This window comes from Dawidia soli, assembly GCF_018598185.1.
In the GTDB taxonomy this organism is placed as follows: Bacteria; Bacteroidota; Bacteroidia; order Cytophagales; family Cyclobacteriaceae; genus Ohtaekwangia; species Ohtaekwangia soli.
The window spans coordinates 62,613-81,085 of sequence record NZ_JAHESC010000036.1; the positions used below are offsets into that span (position 1 = coordinate 62,613).

The following is an 18,473-nucleotide window of genomic DNA, read 5'->3' on the forward strand; positions in this document are numbered from 1 at the left end:
TATAACTGCTACGTTTTCTGTTCAACATTTACAGTAGCGGTCGGTTCTTCTTCAACAATGTTAATCAACGTTACATCGAGAACATCTTCAAGTTTCGAAATTGTTTCGAGCGTGAGGTTTTCCGACCCGCGAAGTATTCTTGATACGTATTGTCGCGAAACATTCATCAACTGTGCCAGCTCCGTTTGCGTCATTTTTTTTTCATCCAACACGTCGAGAACACGAAGTGATATGTCCGCGGACCGCTTCATCCAGGCCCGATTTTCCTGCTTGTATGCCGGGAGGTCCATCCAACCCGATGGCCGATCGGTTGTGGTTATCTTTTTGAGTTTGCCGTTTTCCATTCTGTGCTTCATCCTGACGTGCCTTACAGCGTTTTTTACAGACTTATTTGGCTCACGTTGTTCCAAATCACGTCTGGCTCGTAGACGACGGCATAGACCTTGTCAGAAAACTTCTCATGTATCTGCCTAACGCGCATTGTCAACGTATAGATTAACAAAAATCAGCCTGAATAAAGTCCCTTGCAATATTTTTTAAGTAAAAATTTTCAGGAAAACTGCTTTTTTTGAATCTATCGCACTATTTATCAAACATTTACATCAAAAATTCAGCCTCGCACATACCGGGCCTCCTTCGGCACGCTGATTTACCCCATCGCCAGCACCTTCGCCGCCCCTACCCGCCGGGCCTGCTGTACCGTGCCGTCTCCGAGGAACATGCCATACCGGATCCCTACCGAGAGCATCAGGCTGAACTCGGCCGCTGACGGTCGCCGGGGCAGGCTGACCGCCAACGTTGTCGCATCGGCCCGCACGCCCGATGGCAGCCATGCCGTGGAAACCATCACGGGCGCATACATCGTATCAAACCAGGGCGAAACGACATACTTTTCCTGCTGCTCATCATAGGCGGCGTCCGGCACGATGCCCAGCACGGCCGTGACACTATACATGGGTTGGTCCTCGAGCGGATGAAAGTTGATCCCGGGGAGCAGCTCCGGAACATCGAGGTGCGCGGACAGGGCTTCGCGATCGATGCGCGCGGTAATCGCGCTTCGGATGGTCGACTCGAAAAGCGAGATCTTCTTGCTCAGCGAAAAGCCCGCGAGCAGCTGGGGCATTTGCGAAAGGCGGATGGAACGCCGGCCGAGCTCGTGGGTGGTATCCAGACGTTGTACGGGCAACAGATATTGATTCAGCACGGGACATAGATTCTGGTCTGCCAGGGCACGGTGTGGACCGAACATGATACGAATGGCTTTGCCCAGCACCGAGCAGCCTCCCAATTCCGTCCCATAGCGACGCAGCACGTCGAACCTCGCGTCGTTCTTGATCCGTGACCGCGAAGCGCCGCCCTTCCGGCGCAAAATGATCTTGTCGCTGCCTTTCATGGTATAAGCTGTAACGTCGCCCAGGCCGCCGATAAATTTGATACCTTTCAGATATGCCATAATGTTCGTTAAGATGTTTTCCCATTTGCGACAGCCGGATGAAGCGCGGTAGTCCAACCGGACAACCACTGGCAAAGCATAGATAAAGCATAGATAAAGCAACGGCCCCAATAGTGCCTTAACAGTGCTTCATCTATGCTTTATCATTGCTTTATCCATGCTATATACGTGGCTTTGCCCCGGCTTACCCTCACTTTTTCACACCCTCAACACCACCCCGCGTAACCCGCCGTATACGAGCCTATCCGTCATTCATATATACCCAAATACCGCGCTACATCCTCTTCGTGTAAACCGGTGTAGCGACAATATTCCTGGATCGAAACCGGCTGACGGGGCTGCTTGCCCAACTTTTTGCGTACGGCCACCAGGATCCGCCGGGACTGGCGCTCACTCCGGCCTGTCAGACGCTGGATATCTTTTATACTCAGAATAATTCTACGCAGGCTCATGGCTTGACTATACGATTTATCTATAGCAAAGGTATCGTTGTTACACGACGTTAGCACCGGTAATAACCGGACATTAGCGGCCATTTCGGTCACAAGCGGCCATGCTCTTTTTTATACTCGAAAATTTCCTTGCTCTTTCGTCCCGTTGTTGCAACGACGGCTTAACCCGACTGTGCCTGACACGAGGGACCAACAAAACAAAAATTATACTACACATGGCAAGACAAGACAGCATCATCAAATTCAAAGGTCAGATGGGCGGCATCTCGTTTTACAAGTCCGCGCAGGACGGGCACCTGGCCCGGCAAAAGGGCGGCGTCGATGCAAAACGCATCCAGACCGATCCGGCTTTTGCCCGCACGCGTGAGAACGGCAGCGAGTTCGGCCGCGCCGGCAGCAACGGCAAGCTGCTGCGCACGGCGTTCCGCTCGCAGCTGCTCAACACCGGCGACAGCCGCATGGCAAACCGTCTCAGCGCGCTGCTCAACGCGGTGCTCAAGACGGACCAGGTCAGCCTGCGCGGCCAGCGCAACGTCGCCAACGGCGACCTGAACCTGCTGCGCGGCTTCGACTTCAACGACGAGGGCAAGCTTACCCACACCTTCTTCGCGCCCTATGCCGCGGACGTGGACCGTGTCACCGGTACGGTAACGATCGACGTGCCGGCATTCGTGCCGACGGATATGATCGCGTACCCCGACGGCGCCACGCACTTCCGGCTGGTGGCGGCGGCCGCCGAGGTGGACTTTGCCGAAAACGCCTACAACGTGCAGGCGCTGGAGACGGACGAGCTTGTGCTCGGCGCGCTGCCCGCGGCACCGGTCAACCTGGCGCTGACGATGAGCCCCGGCAACACCGATCCGTTGTTCGTCGTGCTCGGCATCGAGTTCGCGCAGCTGGTCAACGGCCAGATGTATACGCTCAACAACGGTGCGTATAACGCCTTGTCGCTGGTGGCCATCGAACCCGGAGCGTAGTCAGGATGGAGCTGGCACTGATCAGGACCCTATACCCTGACGGAACCAATGGGGAGCTCACGTATGAAGGCCGTCTGGTTTGCCATACGATCGAGCTCCCCTGGCTCCAGAACAGGCGCAACGTATCGTGTATCCCCGCGGGGCGCTACCGGCTCCTGTCGCGGTATACGCGCAAGCACGGGCTTCACCTGTGCGTGGCCGACGTGCCGGGCCGCAGCGGCATCCTCCTGCATCCGGCCAACGACGCGACGCGCGAGCTGCAGGGGTGCATCGCGCCCGTACTGGAACTGACCGGCCCCGGCAGGGGCCGGCAGTCACGGCTGGCGAACGAGGTGCTGAAGAGCCTGGTACTCCCGGTGATCCACAGCGAAGAAGTGTGGCTGACCCTTACTGTAAAAACACGTGAAACGTAAACCCACAAACACATGAACATCCTTGAACGGGCGACAGCGCCCACCCCGAAGTTCTTCCGCGTGCTGCGCACGATAGGCCTGGCGTTGGTCGCCGCGGGGGCCGCCCTGGTGGCCGGACCGATCGCCGTGCCCGCCGCGGTCGTGACCGTGGCCGGCTACCTCACCGTGGCCGGCGGCGTGCTGGCCGCTGTAAGCCAAATAACCGTAGCCGGCGCCACGGCCTGCCCACCCCCGGCCGACGATCTGCCGGATGCCGACGCACCCGAAGACGACGATCCCGACGACGACGTCGATTAATGCAAAAGGCCGTTCCTCCGGGGACGGCCTTTTTTATTGCCGCTTGTCCGTTGCCGATTCGTCAAAGGCCAGGAGGTTCATCTGCTCCCGGAGCCGCGAGCGCACGCGGTCGCCGTACATCGTTTGCAAGGTGCCGGCCGACAGGTTGGTCGTGATGTGTGTGATCATGCCCTGGCTGACGTACAGGTCGTGCCGGCTCAGCAGGATCTCGCCCATGACGTTGCAGTCGTTGCCAAAATACTTCAGGTTGCGCTCCGCACCCAGGTCATCGAAGCAATAGATCTTCGGCCGGGCGCCGTTGTAGGCAAACTTGCTATACCGGCCGATCACCTCATAGCCGTCTTGTATAAATTCAAAGCTCACGTCACGGCAGGGTCGCAGGATATAATTGCGGCCGGGGCCGGGTATATAGCTCATCAGCGTCATCAGCGACGTCTTGCCGCAGCCGACCGGCCCGGATAACAGGATGCCCTTGGTCAGGTCGATGCCGAGCTCCAGGGCTTCACCCTTCAGCTGCAGGAAATATACCAGCAGCCTCCGGATGACGGGATGGTCACCCTGCCGGATCTGAAACGACGGACCGAAGGTCTTTTTGCCATGCCGCTCCAGGAACGACACGCACCAGGGAAAATCGAAAGGTTTCATGTAGGAGAAGTTGAAAGGTTGTGGATGAGCGTGACCCGATGGCGATCGGGTCACGCTGTTTTTCATAAAGGCTCTGCGTGGTTCTGCGGCCCGGGAGAGGCCAGCGAGCCGGGGGTCGGCCCGTTGTGCGCCTGGAACCGCACGGCGTTCAGCACCCAGTTGCGGGCGGCGGCGCGCCAGTCGCGCATCGGCGACCGCCCCCCTACTTTCCAGCCGTTCGAGGTGAAGTAGTGGAAGAATTTTTCGGCTTCGACGCGCGTGCTCCGGAGGATGGCGAAGAACGGGTAGACGTGGTCGAGGCTGGCGGGAATGGCTTCTGCGCCGGCGCCGCCCCCGGCCCCCCGGACGTTACTTTTTTCTTCGCCGCCGGGCGTTTCGGCCGGAGGGGTAAGATCGTTACCGAAATCTGAAAGTGGATGGGCTTGCTCATCAGCGTTTACATCGTTTTGAATGGTTGGATCGTTTATACTGTTTATATACTGTGTTCTGCCGTCTGTCCGCGTCGTTGTACCGGATGGGGTCCGTGTCCTGGTCGCGGACGTGGTCCCGGCCGTTGTCCCGTTTTCAGGACCCGTGGCGGGTTCGTTCCCGGCCTCCGCGACAGGTTCCAGTGGATACCAGGATGTCTCTACCCGTGTGTGCGGAGCCCCATCGAACCGGCGCATCGCCACCAGGCAGGGTTCGAAACGGCGTGTCGACGGGTCGTAGGTGAAGTAGCCCCATGCGGCCAGCTCACGCATACATTTCGCGTAGACCGTGCGTGTACGGATCTTGGCGCGCGCCATGATCTCGTCGCGGTAGATCCGCATGGGGTTCTGAAACCGGTGCTCGTTCCAGGTCTGGAACAGCGCCCAGTATAAGCTTACATGGTATACCTCGATGCGGCTGTCGGCTTCCAGCTTGTACATCACCGCGCGAATGTGTCTGACGAAATTTACCATGGTGTGCGCGGGTTAGCGTTATCGAGATCACATGCTTCCACGCGCAGCGCAGGAGACGGTGACGTGGTCGGGCGCGGCGCTTCGCGGAGTGCCCGCAGCGCATCGGTTGTTACAGGGTATAATGACATATCTGTTGGATTTAATATGTCACTAAACTACGGTCGGTCTATACCGCCGCGCCAGACCCCAGGGGGACCCCAAAAACCGGAGTCCCCCGGGAGTCCCCCGCTAAAAATGACGGAATGAAGCCTTTTGAACGCCGGTATAGTATATCTTCTAGGATCTTTTTTTCGAATCCTTTAAGATCTTTTTGCCGCTGCGGATCTCGGCGATCAGCTGGAGCATCTTTTTACACAGCTCCTCGGCAAAACGAAGGGCCACGTCGGACGGATCGGAGAACGCCTTCCTGACGTTTCCAAAGACAGGCTCGGTCGAGCTTCCGGTCGAAAATCCAAAGGCGATAAAACGGGATATAGTGGCAAACACCGTCTCGCGAAAGAACCCGCATTCGAGTAACAACCGGAAAAACCCGGCCAGCTCCTTGAGCGATGCCGTGGTTCGCACGCGTTGCCAACCCGCCGGCCCCTTGCGCCGCGTCGATACGTCTTGCTCTCCAAATTCGCCAGGGTTCTCCACCGCCCCCTGGTAATAGGCCTGGATCCGATCCATCCAGCGCATCAGCCGTGTATGAAGCGCGTCGTGCCCCGGCCACAGGCCGACGTGCGCCGCCGTGGGATAGACTGCGTCGATCAGGTTGCGGTAACGCAGCACCCGGGCCAGCTGTTCCTCGTTCGTAGGCTCATTGTCGCTCACCTGCGCCGCGATGTAGTGCGTGCAGTATTCCAGGTACTGATCTTTGTTGAAGTTGTGATGCACCAGCAGGCACAGCAGGGCTTCTTCGGCATCCGTCACCTCGTTCTTCGCCAGCTGCTCGAGCTCGGTCAAAAGTTTGGAGAGATATTTCCACTCGCGGTGCGAAACCAGCGGCAGCCCGGCCGGCGCCAGTATTTCGCAGAACGGCTCCGATACGATGTCCCACAGGGATCCGGACAATCCCTGCTCCCGGAACCACGGGCTGATCACCGACAATTGCCGGTGGATCCGGAGCTGCCATATTTCACGCTGACCATCGCACAACGGGATCTCATGGTCGAACTGCCCGGGATAGCCATGCTCGATATAGGCCAGCAGCCCCTCCAGCCCTTTGAACAGGAGGCCGACCACCGAACGAGTATATCCCGGTGATGCTTCGATCTCTGCCGCGCCGCCTTCCGCCACCACCAGGTCGATCAATTCCATCAGGTCTTGCTGGGCCACGCGCACCTGGTACCGGCATTCGTCCGTTCTTTTAATCCGCAGGCGCATCAGCGCACGCTTGACACGCTCCGCCTCCCGGTGAAACGTATCCCTGACCTCGCGCAGGCCTCCGCCGGAGCCCGCGGTGGCCGGGCTGCGTTGTATATACTTATGCACCAGCACGATCAACGGAGTGAGTAATGGCGCGGGTGTAGCGTTGTCAAAATCTTCCATACAAACAATACATTAGTATCCGGAAGAAAAGCTCGTTCTCCCGTTTACGATAAAACAATAGGATACAGACACGATCGAACCGCTCGACCGATTGAAACAGAAAAAAGCCTTCTATAAAATCAGGATCAGCCTGTCGCTATACTATGGCAGGGAACATCCGGAGGAGAAAGGTCTTGCGTGTAACGATACAATTGATACATCTTCTATAGTTTAGGATTTGGGGTAACAACTACTATAGGGGTCTTCCGTTTTTTACTATATCAATTATACCCCAAAATTTACATACATACCAGATATATGTATGTTTTATGATGTTTTTATAGTGTCATCGGTATATTTTCAGGGTAAATAGACCAGGCAGTCGGAGATCGGCCCTGCCGTCGTACGGAATATCGCGGCGATTTTACCGCCGTACGCGCTGAAGCTCGGCGATCACCTCAAATTCTTCTTTCAGCTTTACGCTGAGCCGCTCAAAAACCTGGAAGTACTGACCATAGGTGGCATGATCGTGCTCGCGCGGCTGGAGGGTTTCCCGGTAGGCGGTGCTTCCCGCGGCCTCCTCGAAATTCGGGTAGAGCCCCATGTCGATGGCGCTGAGCAAAAATGCGCCGCGGCTGGCGCTGTTGGAATTTGTCACCATGTTCACGGGTTTGTTGAAGATATCGGCCATGAGCTGCGCGCAGAACGGAATGGTGGCAAAGCTGCCGTTCACCGACAGGCTTTTGATGGTGCGATGTTCTTGTAGTATCTTCCCGATGCTGTATACCTCGTACAGGATGCCCTCGATGGTGGCCCGGATAAAATGCTGTCGTTCATGCTTGATATTCAACCCGAAATACGATCCGCGGGCATTGGCATTCCAGATCGGTGCACGTTCGCCGAGCAGGTACGGCAGGAACAGCAAGCCGTCCGATCCCGGCCGGACGTGGGCTGCTTCGTGGATCAGGTTCTCCATGATCTGCTCGGTGTCGAACGGGGCACTGAAGTCTCCGAACTGTTTGGCAAACCATTCAAACACCACCCCACCGTTGTTTGTCGGGCCGCCCGAGATATAATAATCCTCGGCCAGCAGGTAGTTAAAGAACCGCTGGCGGTCGTCATGCAACACCTGCCTGCCCACCACGCGTACGGCGCCGCTATCCTCGATCGTCACGGTGGCTTTGTCTTCGCGCCAGGCGCCTGCCCCCAGGGTTGCCATGCAGCCGTCGCTGGAACCTACCATGACCTTCGTATTCGCCCGTAAGCCCAAGAGCTTCTGATATTCCTTGCGCAGTTTCCCGGGCACGCCAAACACCGACATCAATTCCGGCAGCTGCGCCGGGCGGATGCCGGCAAACGCCAGCGCATCGGCTTCCCACTGCACCGTGTGGATGTTCAGCAGGCCCGTGGCGGATGCCAGACTGAAGTCGATCACATATTCTCCGGTAAGCTGCTGAAGAATATAGCTCTTAATGGAGAGGAACTTTGATGCTTGCGTAAACCGCTCTTTGTCGTTGTTCTTCAGCCATGCGATCTTCACCAGGGGTGACATGGGGTGGAGCGGCGTGCCGGTGGCATGATACAGTGCTTTTCCGAGATCGGAATCTTTCAGCTCCTGTGCTTCCCGCTTGCCGCGGTTGTCGGCCCAGGTGATTGCGTTTCCGATCGGCGCTCCCTGTTTATCGATCGTCAGCAGGCTGTGCATGGACGCGATAAAGCAGATCGACTGGACGGCATACTTTTGAGGTTGCAGCTTTTCCGTGATCAGGTTCTTTAATACATACAACATGGTAATAAAGATCTGCTCGGGGTCCTGCTCGCTATGATCCGGCTGGACGTGGAATGTCGGATAGGAGCCTTTCGCGGACGCCACCACGTTTCCGTTCAGATCAAAGGCAAAGATACGTACCGCGTTCGTTCCAAGCTCGACGGTAATGACACATTCCATTTCAATATCTGTTTAGTTTATTATTTCTTCTTCCTGAACTCCACGGGGGTATAGCCCGTCAGTTTCTTAAACGTCGTTGAAAAATGCTGGGATGAATAAAATCCCGTTTCCAACGCAATCTCCGTTACATTGATCTCCTGTTTTTTCAACAGCTTGATGGCTTCCGAGATCCGGATATTAATGAGATAGTTCAGCGGTGAAAAGCCGGTATAGTTTTTCACCTTCTCGGAGAACGCGGTCGTTCCCAGACCGATCAGCGCGGCCATCTCCTCTACCGTCCATTGATGGGACAGGTTCTGGCGCAACGCTTCTTCCAGTTTTGTGAACGTCTCCGGAAAGTCCCGGCGCAGATTCGTCTGGTGACTGGATTGCCGCGCAATAAAGATCAGGAGGTCGTCGATCAGGTGATTGACCCGCGTGCCGTACCCGATCTCCTGCTGGCACAACTCGTCTTTGATCGCCTGGAGGATACCAAACGCTTCTTTCACTTTCGACAAGACCGCGATGTTGTTCAGGTGCAAGACCTTGCTGATCGTAATACTATCGCTTTCCGACAAGCCGCTCCAATCGCCCAGCACCATTTTGCGGCTGTCGACCTGCTTCACCCCGATACAGATCCAACACAACGTGCCGATATCGACAAAGCCCCGGCTTCCGGCAAAAGGCTGACCGGGTAAGATCACGGCAAGATCGCCCGGGAACAGGATATGATCCCGGCCATTGATGAACCATTCAAACTTTCCATCGAGGATATAGTAGATCCGGATATCGTCGGTCGTGGTCGGGCAAAGGGAGTTGAGCTGAATGCTGGTATTCTTTCGAATACCCATCTCGTGAATATGACCAAACGCCTCCAGCTCCTTTGAAACACCATGATGTAAAAAAAACTGGTTCATTGCGAGACGAGATCAAGAATACCAAGCCGTATTGTGATAAACCCGCATGAGGCTGCAAACACCCATGTCAGACAAATCTGAAAAAAAAGAGCCGGATATACCAATACCCGAACATCAAAATTCAGGATTTATATCGACCCGGCTACGGTGTTTAAAATTCTACGGTGGCGTTTATTAGAAGTTTGTCTTCACCGGAATCACCAGCTTACAGGCTGATGGTAAGGTTTTGCGAAGACTGAACGACCCCGACACGACACATCTTATGAAGAAATGGCTGATCCGGAGGGTGAACAAGGCATTGTATACTTGTCTCTTGTTATTCCCTGCGCTCATGGGCACAGACTGTACGGATAAAAAAGAAGACGTAACGCTTCCCTTCCTGGACACGGCGCTGAGCATCGATCAACGGGTTGACGACCTGGTGGCGCGCATGACGTTGGCGGAGAAGATCGGCCAGATGGTGCACGATGCGCCGGCGATCGAACGTCTCCATATACCACGGTATAATTGGTGGTCGGAAGGATTGCACGGCGTGGCCCGCGCGGGGCTCGCCACGGTGTTTCCGCAAGCCATCGGCCTGGGGGCCACGTGGGACCCCGCGCTGATGCATGCGGTGTCCACGGCCATTGCCGACGAAGCCCGCGCCAAACACCACCATTTCGCACGAAGGGATAAACGGTTCATTTACCAGGGCCTTACGTTGTGGTCGCCGAACATCAACATCTTCCGCGATCCGCGCTGGGGCCGCGGCCAGGAGACCTATGGCGAAGATCCCTTTCTCACGGGGACGTTAGCGGTTGAATTCATCCGGGGCTTGCAGGGCGACGATCCTCATTATCTGAAAACCGTTGCCACGGTAAAGCACTTTGCCGTACACAGCGGACCGGAGCCCGAACGCCATACGTTCAATGCTACGACCCACGAGCGCGACCTGCGCGAAATGTATCTCCCCCATTTCGAAATGACCGTCAGGCTCGGCAAACCTTACTCCGTCATGTGCGCGTACAACCGGTATAACGGCGAACCTTGCTGCGGAAGCCCGGGCCTGCTGAACGATATTCTGCGAAAGGAATGGGGCTTCGAGGGGTACGTTGTTTCCGATTGTGAGGCGATCACCGACATCTACAAGCACCATAAGTTTGTGGCGGGACCCGAAGAAGCAGCCAGTGTAGCCGTCCGGGCGGGAACGGACCTGGAATGCGGGAGCGTCTACACGAATCTCAAAGAAGCCGTCAACCGGAAGCTCATCGACGAGGAAGCTATAAACACGGCGGTAAAGAGACTTTTTAAAGCACGGTTCAAACTGGGCATGTTCGATCCTATCGAAAACGTAAACTATGCGCAGACACCCTATTCCGTCGTCGATAGCAAAGAACACCGGGCGTTGGCGCTGGAGGCTGCCCGGAAGTCGATCGTGCTGTTAAAGAATGAAAACAATCTCCTTCCGCTAAAAAAAGATGCCGGTACGATCGCGGTCATCGGTCCCAACGCGGATCAGTGGCTCATGCTTCTCGGCAACTATAATGGCGTACCCTCCCGGGCCATTACACCGCTGCAGGGCATCCGGGAAAAGGTTACACCACACACCCGGGTGCTGTTTGCGCAAGGATCTGAATTAGCAGACGGTATGCCGATGTTCTACACGATCCCGGCGGACATGCTCTCTACCGGTGAAAACACACCGGGACTAACCGCTGCATACTATAACAACATCACGCTGACGGGCCAGCCGCTGTACACCGCCGTAAGTCCGACACTGGATGCCAACTGGTCGGACAAGGCCCCGCGCGAAGACATGGATGACGACAATTTCAGCGTGCGGTGGCAGGGCGAGATCAAACCGCAGCATTCGGGTACGTACCGGTTAGGCTTTATCTCGACGTGCAATACCCGGCTATATATCGACGACAGCCTGGTCGCGAAAACCGTGTATCATTTCCGCGACGAATACGGCGATCCCCGCCTGCGGAAAACCACGCCGATGCGACTCGAGGCGGGCCGGAAGTATAAAGTTGTGGTCGAGGCCATTGAAACATTTGCCGACGCCCAGGTCCAGCTGGTCTGGGCCGCGCCGAAACCAGACCTTCTGCGCGACGCCATAGCGATCGCCCGCCAGGCCGATGTGGTCGTGCTGTGCATGGGTCTGACCGCCCGTATGGAGGGCGAAGAGATGGACGTGCAGATCGCGGGATTCCGCGGCGGCGACAGGACGCGCATCGACCTGCCGGAGACACAGCAAAGGCTCATCAGGAACATGCACGCGTTGGGTAAACCCGTCGTGCTGGTCTTACTGAACGGCAGCGCGTTGGCGGTGAACTGGGAGAACGATCACCTGCCCGCGATCGTCGAAGCGTGGTATCCGGGCCAGGCGGCCGGGCAGGCCATCGCCGATGTACTGTTTGGCGACTACAATCCCGCCGGCAGGCTGCCGGTAACGTTTTACCGATCGGCAGACGACCTGCCCCGCTTTGACGACTATACTATATCCAACCAAACATACCGCTACTTCCAGGGAAAACCGCTATATTCTTTCGGACATGGATTGAGCTACTCGTCGTTCGTGTATGCGGACCTGCAGGCAACACGCAAAACCGGCACGGACAGCCTGGCGCTTTCAGCGCGTTTGCAAAACACCGGAAAATTCGACGGCGACGAGGTGGTCCAGGTATATGCTTCGTCGCCCCAGGTCGCGGGTACGATCCGGCATCCGATCCGTTCGTTGATCTCATACACGAGGATCCACCTGAAAGCCGGTGAAACGCGGGAGATCCGGCTGACGGCGAAGATCCCGCCGGGCATCTCCGGCCAGCTGGAGGTGAGCGTCGGTGGCGGCCAGCCCGATACCGGCGTACCGACGACGTCTAATGTCCTGAAAACGTTATTACCTATACCCTAAACGCCTATACCATGAAACTCTATAAAACACCCCGGGGAATTATCATCGAGCACCAGCACGATCATTTTTTATCGAACGAAACGGACTGGAACAAATTCATCAATCGCCCCGGGCTTCATGCGAAGATCCTGGCCGAGCTTGCGCAGCTCAAGGCGGAGCCAACGCTCGCCGCGCGTTGCCAGACCAGTGCCCTGGCTCCCGTAGAGGACCAGGAAGTGTGGGCGTCGGGCGTTACCTACCTGCGAAGCCGCGAAGCCCGCATGGAGGAATCAAAAGACGCGGGCGGCGGCGACTTCTACGCCAGAGTATACGAAGCCGACCGGCCCGAGCTTTTTTTTAAAGCGCCGGCGTATCGCACGGTGGGTCCGCGCCAGGCGGTGCGCATTCGAAAAGATTCGCGGTGGAATGTTCCGGAGCCCGAGCTTACCCTGTTCGTCTGTACGGCCGGAAGCATCGAAGGTTATACCGTGGGCAACGATATGTCTTCCCGGGACATCGAAGGAGAAAATCCGCTTTACCTGCCGCAGGCGAAGTCGTACGACGGCGCCACGGCCCTCGGGCCCTGTCTGTTCGTACCCGAAAGACCGATCGCGGCGGACACAACGATTAGTATCGTTATACAGCGTCAGGGGAAAACTGTTTTCTCCAACGAGATCTCGATCGACCGGATGAAACGAAAACATACGGAGCTGGTGGAATACCTGTTCCGCGAGGTCAGCTTTCCGTATGGTACATTTTTAATGACCGGTACGGGGATCGTTCCGCCGGATGATTTTACGCTGCAGGCGAACGATGTGATCCGGATCACGATCGACGGCATCGGTACACTCGAAAACACCGTCGCCTGACGGTCCCGCCTATGACACCCATCGAAGGAAATCAACTGATCGGCTCGGAACAAAGCGCAAAAGGCGCCGAGTTCTTTCAATCGTACAATCCCGCCACGGGCACACCGTTGCCTTTCCATTTCGCAACGGCCACGGCCGGCGAAGTATCCCTGGCGTGCGCGAAAGCGGCTGAGGCTTTTCAGCACTACCGCCGGCTATCGGGAACAGAAAGGGCATCGTTCCTGGAAGCGATCGCGGACGAGCTAAAAACGCTGGGCGATCATCTGATCGGGATCTGCATGCAAGAGACAGCGCTGCCGAAACCGCGGATCGAAGGCGAGCGCGACCGTACAGTCAATCAGTTGCGCATGTTTGCCGACCTGCTGCGCGAAGGCTCCTGGGTGGATGCGCGGATCGACACCGCGAACCCCGCGCGTATACCGTTACCCAAACCGGACCTGCGCTATATGCTCATGGCCCTGGGGCCGGTGGCTGTTTTTGGCGCCAGTAATTTTCCGCTGGCATTTTCGGTTGCCGGGGGCGATACGGCCTCGGCGCTGGCGGCCGGATGCCCGGTTGTCGTCAAAGCGCATGAAGCGCATCCGGCCACATCGGAGCTGGTGGGAAGGGCCATTCAGCGGGCCGCCCGGACCACGCAGATGCCCGAAGGTGTATTCTCACTCCTGCAGGGTGACGGACGTATAGTAGGCATTCCGTTGGTAACCGATCACCATATTACGGCGGTCGGGTTCACCGGATCTTTTGCCGCGGGAAAGGCGCTGTTCGATGCCGCCGTGCGACGCGACAAACCCATTCCCGTCTATGCGGAAATGGGCAGCACCAACCCGGTATTTGTCCTGCCGGAAGCGATGCAGGCCCATATGCAGACGATCGCGCAGGGATTCGCGGCCTCCGTCACACTCGGCACGGGACAGTTCTGTACCAACCCGGGGTTATTGATCCACGCGGAAAGTATCTCGACGCCGGCGTTTGAGCAGCACCTCCGGGCGGCGTTTGAAACGACCTCGGGCGGTCCGATGCTGACAAAGAACATGCTCCTCGCCTATTCAACCGGAATTGACAGGCATGCCGCACAACCCCCTGTCGACGTGCTCGCCCGGGGAAAACAAAACGAGGCCACCCGCTGCGCAAGCCCCGTGCTCTTCAAGACCACCGGCGCGGCATTCACCGCGCATCCGGCGCTGGCGGACGCAGTATTCGGCCCTGCCAGCATGGTCGTTACCACGACGTCAAAAAATGAGATGCTGACGATCGCCCGGAACCTGACGGGACACCTTACCGCGACGGTGCACGGCACCGATCATGACCTGGCGGCATACCGGGACTTGCTGGAGATCCTGGAGCAACGCGTGGGCCGCCTGGTGATCAACGGATTTCCCACCGGCGTGGAAGTCTGCCACGCGATGATGCACGGCGGCCCCTATCCCGCCACCACCGATGGAAGAAGTACTTCGGTGGGAACGGCGGCCATCCTTCGGTTCACGCGGGCGGTGTGCTATCAGCAGATGCCGCAGGCGTTATTGCCGGCCGCGCTGCAGAACGAAAATCCGCTGGGGATCTGGCGCCTCGTCAACGGTCATCGCACAAAGGAAATAATCCCCGTAAAAAACTAAGCACAAGGATATGAGCTACAGAAGTTCGGAATGGTTCGGGAAGAAGGACAAAATGGGATTCATCTACAGAAGCTGGATGAAGAACCAGGGCATCCCCGAAGATCTGTTCGATGGCCGCCCGGTCATCGGCATTTGCAATACCTGGTCGGAGCTGACGCCGTGTAACGCGCACTTGCGGGATATTGCCGAGTGGGTAAAGCGCGGCGTGTACGAAGCCGGCGGGTTTCCGCTGGAGTTCCCCATCATGTCGCTCGGAGAAACGCTGCTGAAGCCTACGGCGATGTTGTTCCGGAACCTGGCCAGCATGGATGCCGAGGAGTCTATCCGCGGCAACCCGCTGGACGGAATTGTGTTACTCACCGGATGTGACAAAACCACGCCGTCGACCCTGATGGGCGCGGCCAGCGTGGACCTGCCAACGCTGGTGGTACCCGGCGGGCCGATGCTCAACGGCAAATACCAGGGCCGGGATATAGGCTCGGGTACGGCGGTGTGGCAACTGACGGACGAGCTCAAGGTCGGTAAAATATCGTACGACGAATACGCGCATGCCGAGAGCTGTATGTCGCGTAGTCCCGGACACTGCATGACCATGGGCACCGCGTCTACCATGGCGTGCATGGCCGAATCGCTCGGCATGACACTGCCCGGCGGCGCGGCCATACCCGCGGTCGATTCGCGCCGGAAAGTATTGGCGCAACTCTCCGGCCGGCGGATCGTGCAGATGGTTCGGGAAGACCTGAAGATGTCGAAGATCCTGACGCGCGAAGCCTTTGAGAACGCCATCATGGTCAACGCCGCCATCGGCGGTTCCTCTAATTTTATTATTCACCTCACGGCCATTGCCGGCCGCATCGGCGTGGCCTTGAACCTGGAGGACTTCGACACGGTCGGCAGTAAAGTCCCCTTGCTGCTCAACCTGATGCCATCCGGCAAATTCCTGATGGAAGACTTCTATTATGCGGGAGGCTTGCCCGTTATACTTCAGGAATTACAGTCCGTTCTCCACCTGGACGCCCTGACGGTGAACGGCAAGACACACCGGGAAAATATAGCGGAGCGCGTGGTATGTCATAACACGCAGGTGATCGCGGAATACGACAATCCGATCATCCGGGAGGCAGGCATCGTGGTGCTGAAAGGCAACCTGGCCTTGAACGGCGCCGTCATAAAACCGTCGGCGGCTACACCGGCGCTGATGAAACACAGGGGCCGGGCGGTGGTCTTTGAAAATATAGAGGACTATCATCATCGGATCGACGACCCCGATCTCGACATCGACGAAAGCTGTGTCATGGTTTTAAAAAGCGTTGGGCCGGTAGGCTACCCGGGCATGCCGGAAGTCGGCAACATGGTGCTGCCCAAGAAGCTCCTCGACAAAGGCATTACCGACATGGTGCGGATCTCCGACGGGCGGATGAGCGGCACTGCCTACGGTACGGTGGTGTTGCACGTATCGCCCGAGTCGGCCATCGGCGGCAACCTGGCGCTGGTGGAAAATGGCGACCTGGTGGAGCTGGATGTCGAAGCAAAGAAGATCCACCTGGATGTTTCCGAGGAAGAGCTTTCACGGCGCAGAGCACACTGGAAACGATCGGCGCCGGCGGCCACGCGCGGGTATGTCAATCTCTATGTCAATCATGTGCAACAGGCTGACAAAGGCGCGGACCTCGATTTCCTGGTGGGGAAATCCGGTTCGCGTGTTCTGCGGGATTCTCATTAGCGGCAAGCTCCGGTCATGACATTATTTATTCTGATCGCCTGCGTCGGCTGCCTGGTCTTGCTGATCACCTGGGCAAAGATCAACCCCTTCCTGGCGTTCCTCGGGGTATCGATACTTTCGGGGCTTTGGTTGGGAATGCCGCTGGAAAACATTTCAAAAGCTGTCACCAAGGGCATCGGCGATACGCTGGGGTCGCTGGCGATCGTCATCGTACTGGGCGCCATGCTGGGCAAGCTCGTGGCCGAAAGCGGCGCTGCGCAGCGCATTGCCGGCGTGATGCAACAGGTATTCGGAACGCGGTACCTGGTGTGGGCGATGACCTTCACCGGGTTTGCGGTCGGGATCCCGCTTTATTATAATGTTGGCTTCGTACTGCTGGTGCCGATCATCTTCTCCGTGGCATACCGGTACAACCTGCCCCTGGTATACATCGGTCTGCCGATGCTCGCGTCGCTTTCCGTCATGCACGGCTTTCTTCCCCCGCATCCTTCGCCGATCGCCCTGGTCATGCAATTCGATGCCGATATGGCCACCACGTTTGGCTATGGGATGATCATCGCCATCCCGGCCATCGTCGTGGCTGGTCCGTTGTTTGCGCAGTCCCTGAAACGCATGCCATCGGCCACGTCGGTCGTCGACCTTTGCCCGGACAAGCATGAAGACGATCTCCCGGGCGTGCTCAACAGTTTCGCATCGTCGCTGCTGCCGGTCATTGTCATCGGCGTCACCACCCTGCTCGAAAAGTTCTGGATCACGTCCGGCCCTGCGCAGCGGATGCTGTCGTTCCTGGCCGAACCAAACGTGGCCATGTCGCTGACCCTGGTCATCAGCACCTGCACGCTGGGACTATACACGGGCAAAAAGCTGTCGCACATCATGGCGATCTATACCGATGCGGTCAAGGACATCGCCATGATCCTGCTCATCATCGGCAGCGCGGGCATCCTGAAACAGATCTTTATCGACAGCGGCGTAAGCAACGACCTGGCCACGGGTCTTAAAAGCTGGCCCCTGCCGCCGCTCCTCCTGGCCTGGCTGGTAACGGCGGGCCTGCGGCTGGCCCTCGGTTCGGCGACGATCGCCGGTCTGACGGCGGCGGGGATCATTTCTCCGCTCGTGCAGCAGACGGGGATCGATCCCAACCTGATGGTCCTTGCCATCGGCGCGGGAAGCCTCTTCTGCTCGCACGTGAACGACACGGCGTTCTGGCTGTTCAAAGAGTATTTCGGCCTGACCATACAGGACACGCTCCGCTCCTGGACGCTGATGGAATCGCTGGTATCGGTGCTTGGGCTGCTGGGTGTTCTGTGCATCGACTACCTGCTCTGAGGATTGAACATCATTTTTCTATACCCTTACAAAAAACAAGCGGAGTATACCAGGCTCACCCGGTATACTCCGCTTGTCGTATCATCGCGACGCGTCGGACCGATCGCGCAGGACAATGTTTATGGATTATCCCAAAATACCCGGGTAGTCAGATTGTCACCGCCGATCGCGATGGCAGCCGCCTGGTAGCTGGTTTCGTTCTCCGAGCTTTCGTCATCCGGGTATGCCATCCGCCGGACGAATCCACCACCGCTCAGCCCGCCGTTAGCCGGGTTAGGTGTCAGCGCCGGATATCCGCTTCTCCGGAAGTTGGCAAACGCCTCGGCGCCGTTCACCACGTTTGCGATCCAGTATTGGGTATTGATCTGCTCCAGCGCGTCCGTTGTGTTAAAGGCAACATCGGGCTGTGCCAGGTACGCGTCCTGCTCTTCCGCGCTGATGGCAACGTCGGGCGTGTTGGGGTAAAGAGACCACTCGTCCATGCTGGCCCGAACGCCCTCCTCATAATATTATTTCTCTTATACACATATGAC

The 18,473-nt window shown here is 57.3% G+C and carries 17 protein-coding genes and 1 pseudogene; 8 read left to right on the forward strand and 10 right to left on the reverse strand.

Annotated elements, in window-relative coordinates; all coding sequences use genetic code 11:
* Nucleotides 1-8: 8 nt before the first annotated feature.
* The 3 genes from KK078_RS21515 to KK078_RS21525 form a co-directional block, all read right to left on the reverse strand.
* On the reverse strand, nt 9-356 hold the full coding sequence (locus KK078_RS21515) for a helix-turn-helix transcriptional regulator (protein ID WP_394370583.1): 348 nt from the start codon (nt 354-356) through the stop codon (nt 9-11).
* A gap of 293 nt (nt 357-649) precedes the next feature.
* Nucleotides 650-1,453 (reverse strand): hypothetical protein, encoded by an 804-nt coding sequence (locus KK078_RS21520; RefSeq protein WP_254092386.1) that lies wholly within the window; start codon nt 1,451-1,453, stop codon nt 650-652.
* 248 nt (nt 1,454-1,701) lie between these two features.
* A complete protein-coding gene (locus KK078_RS21525) occupies nt 1,702-1,905 on the reverse strand; it encodes a hypothetical protein (protein WP_254092387.1) in 204 nt (67 codons plus the stop codon).
* A gap of 215 nt (nt 1,906-2,120) precedes the next feature.
* Between KK078_RS21525 and KK078_RS21530 the strand changes: the two genes are divergently transcribed.
* The 3 genes from KK078_RS21530 to KK078_RS21540 are packed head-to-tail and all read left to right on the forward strand — an operon-like array spanning nt 2,121 to nt 3,592.
* A complete protein-coding gene (locus KK078_RS21530; protein WP_254092388.1) occupies nt 2,121-2,882 on the forward strand; it encodes a hypothetical protein in 762 nt (253 codons plus the stop codon).
* Nucleotides 2,883-2,887: 5 nt separating this feature from the next.
* Nucleotides 2,888-3,295 carry a DUF5675 family protein gene (locus KK078_RS21535; RefSeq protein WP_254092389.1) on the forward strand — a complete coding sequence of 136 codons (408 nt, stop codon included), beginning with the start codon at nt 2,888-2,890 and terminating at the stop codon, nt 3,293-3,295.
* Between the two features lie 12 nt (nt 3,296-3,307).
* Nucleotides 3,308-3,592, forward strand: a complete 285-nt coding sequence (locus tag KK078_RS21540; protein WP_254092390.1) for a hypothetical protein — start codon at nt 3,308-3,310, stop codon at nt 3,590-3,592.
* 33 nt (nt 3,593-3,625) lie between these two features.
* On the opposite strand, the gene KK078_RS21545 is transcribed toward KK078_RS21540, so the two are convergent.
* The 6 genes from KK078_RS21545 to KK078_RS21565 form a co-directional block, all read right to left on the reverse strand.
* A complete protein-coding gene (locus KK078_RS21545; RefSeq protein WP_254092391.1) occupies nt 3,626-4,237 on the reverse strand; it encodes an ATPase in 612 nt (203 codons plus the stop codon).
* 62 nt (nt 4,238-4,299) lie between these two features.
* Nucleotides 4,300-5,178 (reverse strand): hypothetical protein, encoded by an 879-nt coding sequence (locus KK078_RS21550; RefSeq protein WP_254092392.1) that lies wholly within the window; start codon nt 5,176-5,178, stop codon nt 4,300-4,302.
* The gene (locus tag KK078_RS30530; protein WP_262898753.1) at nt 5,172-5,306 is read right to left on the reverse strand and encodes a hypothetical protein; all 135 of its coding nucleotides are present in this window, start codon (nt 5,304-5,306) and stop codon (nt 5,172-5,174) included. The genes KK078_RS21550 and KK078_RS30530 overlap by 7 nt, the downstream gene beginning before the upstream one ends.
* A 148-nt stretch (nt 5,307-5,454) precedes the next feature.
* Entirely contained in the window at nt 5,455-6,708 is a 1,254-nt protein-coding gene (locus tag KK078_RS21555) for a hypothetical protein (RefSeq protein ID WP_254092393.1), read from the reverse strand.
* A gap of 403 nt (nt 6,709-7,111) precedes the next feature.
* Nucleotides 7,112-8,635: a gluconokinase gene (locus tag KK078_RS21560; protein ID WP_254092394.1), complete on the reverse strand. Its 1,524-nt coding sequence runs from the start codon at nt 8,633-8,635 to the stop codon at nt 7,112-7,114.
* Nucleotides 8,636-8,655: 20 nt separating this feature from the next.
* A complete protein-coding gene (locus KK078_RS21565; RefSeq protein WP_254092395.1) occupies nt 8,656-9,531 on the reverse strand; it encodes an AraC family transcriptional regulator in 876 nt (291 codons plus the stop codon).
* Between the two features lie 262 nt (nt 9,532-9,793).
* On the opposite strand from KK078_RS21565, the gene KK078_RS21570 reads away from it, so the two are divergent.
* Genes KK078_RS21570 through KK078_RS21590 form a run of 5 tightly spaced genes read left to right on the forward strand, consistent with a single transcriptional unit; the run spans nt 9,794 to nt 17,940 of the window.
* On the forward strand, nt 9,794-12,427 hold the full coding sequence (locus KK078_RS21570; protein ID WP_254092396.1) for a glycoside hydrolase family 3 C-terminal domain-containing protein: 2,634 nt from the start codon (nt 9,794-9,796) through the stop codon (nt 12,425-12,427).
* Nucleotides 12,428-12,438: 11 nt separating this feature from the next.
* Complete coding sequence (locus KK078_RS21575; RefSeq protein ID WP_254092397.1) at nt 12,439-13,275, forward strand: fumarylacetoacetate hydrolase family protein; 837 nt, start codon at nt 12,439-12,441, stop codon at nt 13,273-13,275.
* An 11-nt stretch (nt 13,276-13,286) separates the two neighbouring features.
* Complete coding sequence (locus KK078_RS21580) at nt 13,287-14,888, forward strand: aldehyde dehydrogenase (NADP(+)) (protein ID WP_254092398.1); 1,602 nt, start codon at nt 13,287-13,289, stop codon at nt 14,886-14,888.
* Between the two features lie 10 nt (nt 14,889-14,898).
* Nucleotides 14,899-16,611, forward strand: coding sequence for an IlvD/Edd family dehydratase (locus KK078_RS21585; RefSeq protein ID WP_254092399.1), 1,713 nt, complete (start codon nt 14,899-14,901; stop codon nt 16,609-16,611).
* Nucleotides 16,612-16,626: 15 nt separating this feature from the next.
* Entirely contained in the window at nt 16,627-17,940 is a 1,314-nt protein-coding gene (locus KK078_RS21590) for a gluconate:H+ symporter (RefSeq protein WP_254092400.1), read from the forward strand.
* A 119-nt stretch (nt 17,941-18,059) separates the two neighbouring features.
* Here the strand turns inward: KK078_RS21590 and KK078_RS21595 are convergent.
* Nucleotides 18,060-18,437, reverse strand: a pseudogene (locus KK078_RS21595) (SusD/RagB family nutrient-binding outer membrane lipoprotein); the annotation flags it as partial.
* Nucleotides 18,438-18,473 lie beyond the last annotated feature (36 nt).

What these genes read in the sequence shown, in the direction of transcription:
- KK078_RS21515 (WP_394370583.1), bottom strand. Translation starts at nt 356, where the DNA reads ATGAAGCACAGAATGGAAAACGGCAAACTCAAAAAGATAACCACAACC.
- KK078_RS21520 (WP_254092386.1), bottom strand. Translation starts at nt 1,453, where the DNA reads ATGGCATATCTGAAAGGTATCAAATTTATCGGCGGCCTGGGCGACGTT.
- KK078_RS21525 (WP_254092387.1), bottom strand. Translation starts at nt 1,905, where the DNA reads ATGAGCCTGCGTAGAATTATTCTGAGTATAAAAGATATCCAGCGTCTG.
- KK078_RS21530 (WP_254092388.1), top strand. Translation starts at nt 2,121, where the DNA reads ATGGCAAGACAAGACAGCATCATCAAATTCAAAGGTCAGATGGGCGGC.
- KK078_RS21535 (WP_254092389.1), top strand. Translation starts at nt 2,888, where the DNA reads ATGGAGCTGGCACTGATCAGGACCCTATACCCTGACGGAACCAATGGG.
- KK078_RS21540 (WP_254092390.1), top strand. Translation starts at nt 3,308, where the DNA reads ATGAACATCCTTGAACGGGCGACAGCGCCCACCCCGAAGTTCTTCCGC.
- KK078_RS21545 (WP_254092391.1), bottom strand. Translation starts at nt 4,237, where the DNA reads ATGAAACCTTTCGATTTTCCCTGGTGCGTGTCGTTCCTGGAGCGGCAT.
- KK078_RS21550 (WP_254092392.1), bottom strand. Translation starts at nt 5,178, where the DNA reads ATGGTAAATTTCGTCAGACACATTCGCGCGGTGATGTACAAGCTGGAA.
- KK078_RS30530 (WP_262898753.1), bottom strand. Translation starts at nt 5,306, where the DNA reads ATGTCATTATACCCTGTAACAACCGATGCGCTGCGGGCACTCCGCGAA.
- KK078_RS21555 (WP_254092393.1), bottom strand. Translation starts at nt 6,708, where the DNA reads ATGGAAGATTTTGACAACGCTACACCCGCGCCATTACTCACTCCGTTG.
- KK078_RS21560 (WP_254092394.1), bottom strand. Translation starts at nt 8,635, where the DNA reads ATGGAATGTGTCATTACCGTCGAGCTTGGAACGAACGCGGTACGTATC.
- KK078_RS21565 (WP_254092395.1), bottom strand. Translation starts at nt 9,531, where the DNA reads ATGAACCAGTTTTTTTTACATCATGGTGTTTCAAAGGAGCTGGAGGCG.
- KK078_RS21570 (WP_254092396.1), top strand. Translation starts at nt 9,794, where the DNA reads ATGAAGAAATGGCTGATCCGGAGGGTGAACAAGGCATTGTATACTTGT.
- KK078_RS21575 (WP_254092397.1), top strand. Translation starts at nt 12,439, where the DNA reads ATGAAACTCTATAAAACACCCCGGGGAATTATCATCGAGCACCAGCAC.
- KK078_RS21580 (WP_254092398.1), top strand. Translation starts at nt 13,287, where the DNA reads ATGACACCCATCGAAGGAAATCAACTGATCGGCTCGGAACAAAGCGCA.
- KK078_RS21585 (WP_254092399.1), top strand. Translation starts at nt 14,899, where the DNA reads ATGAGCTACAGAAGTTCGGAATGGTTCGGGAAGAAGGACAAAATGGGA.
- KK078_RS21590 (WP_254092400.1), top strand. Translation starts at nt 16,627, where the DNA reads ATGACATTATTTATTCTGATCGCCTGCGTCGGCTGCCTGGTCTTGCTG.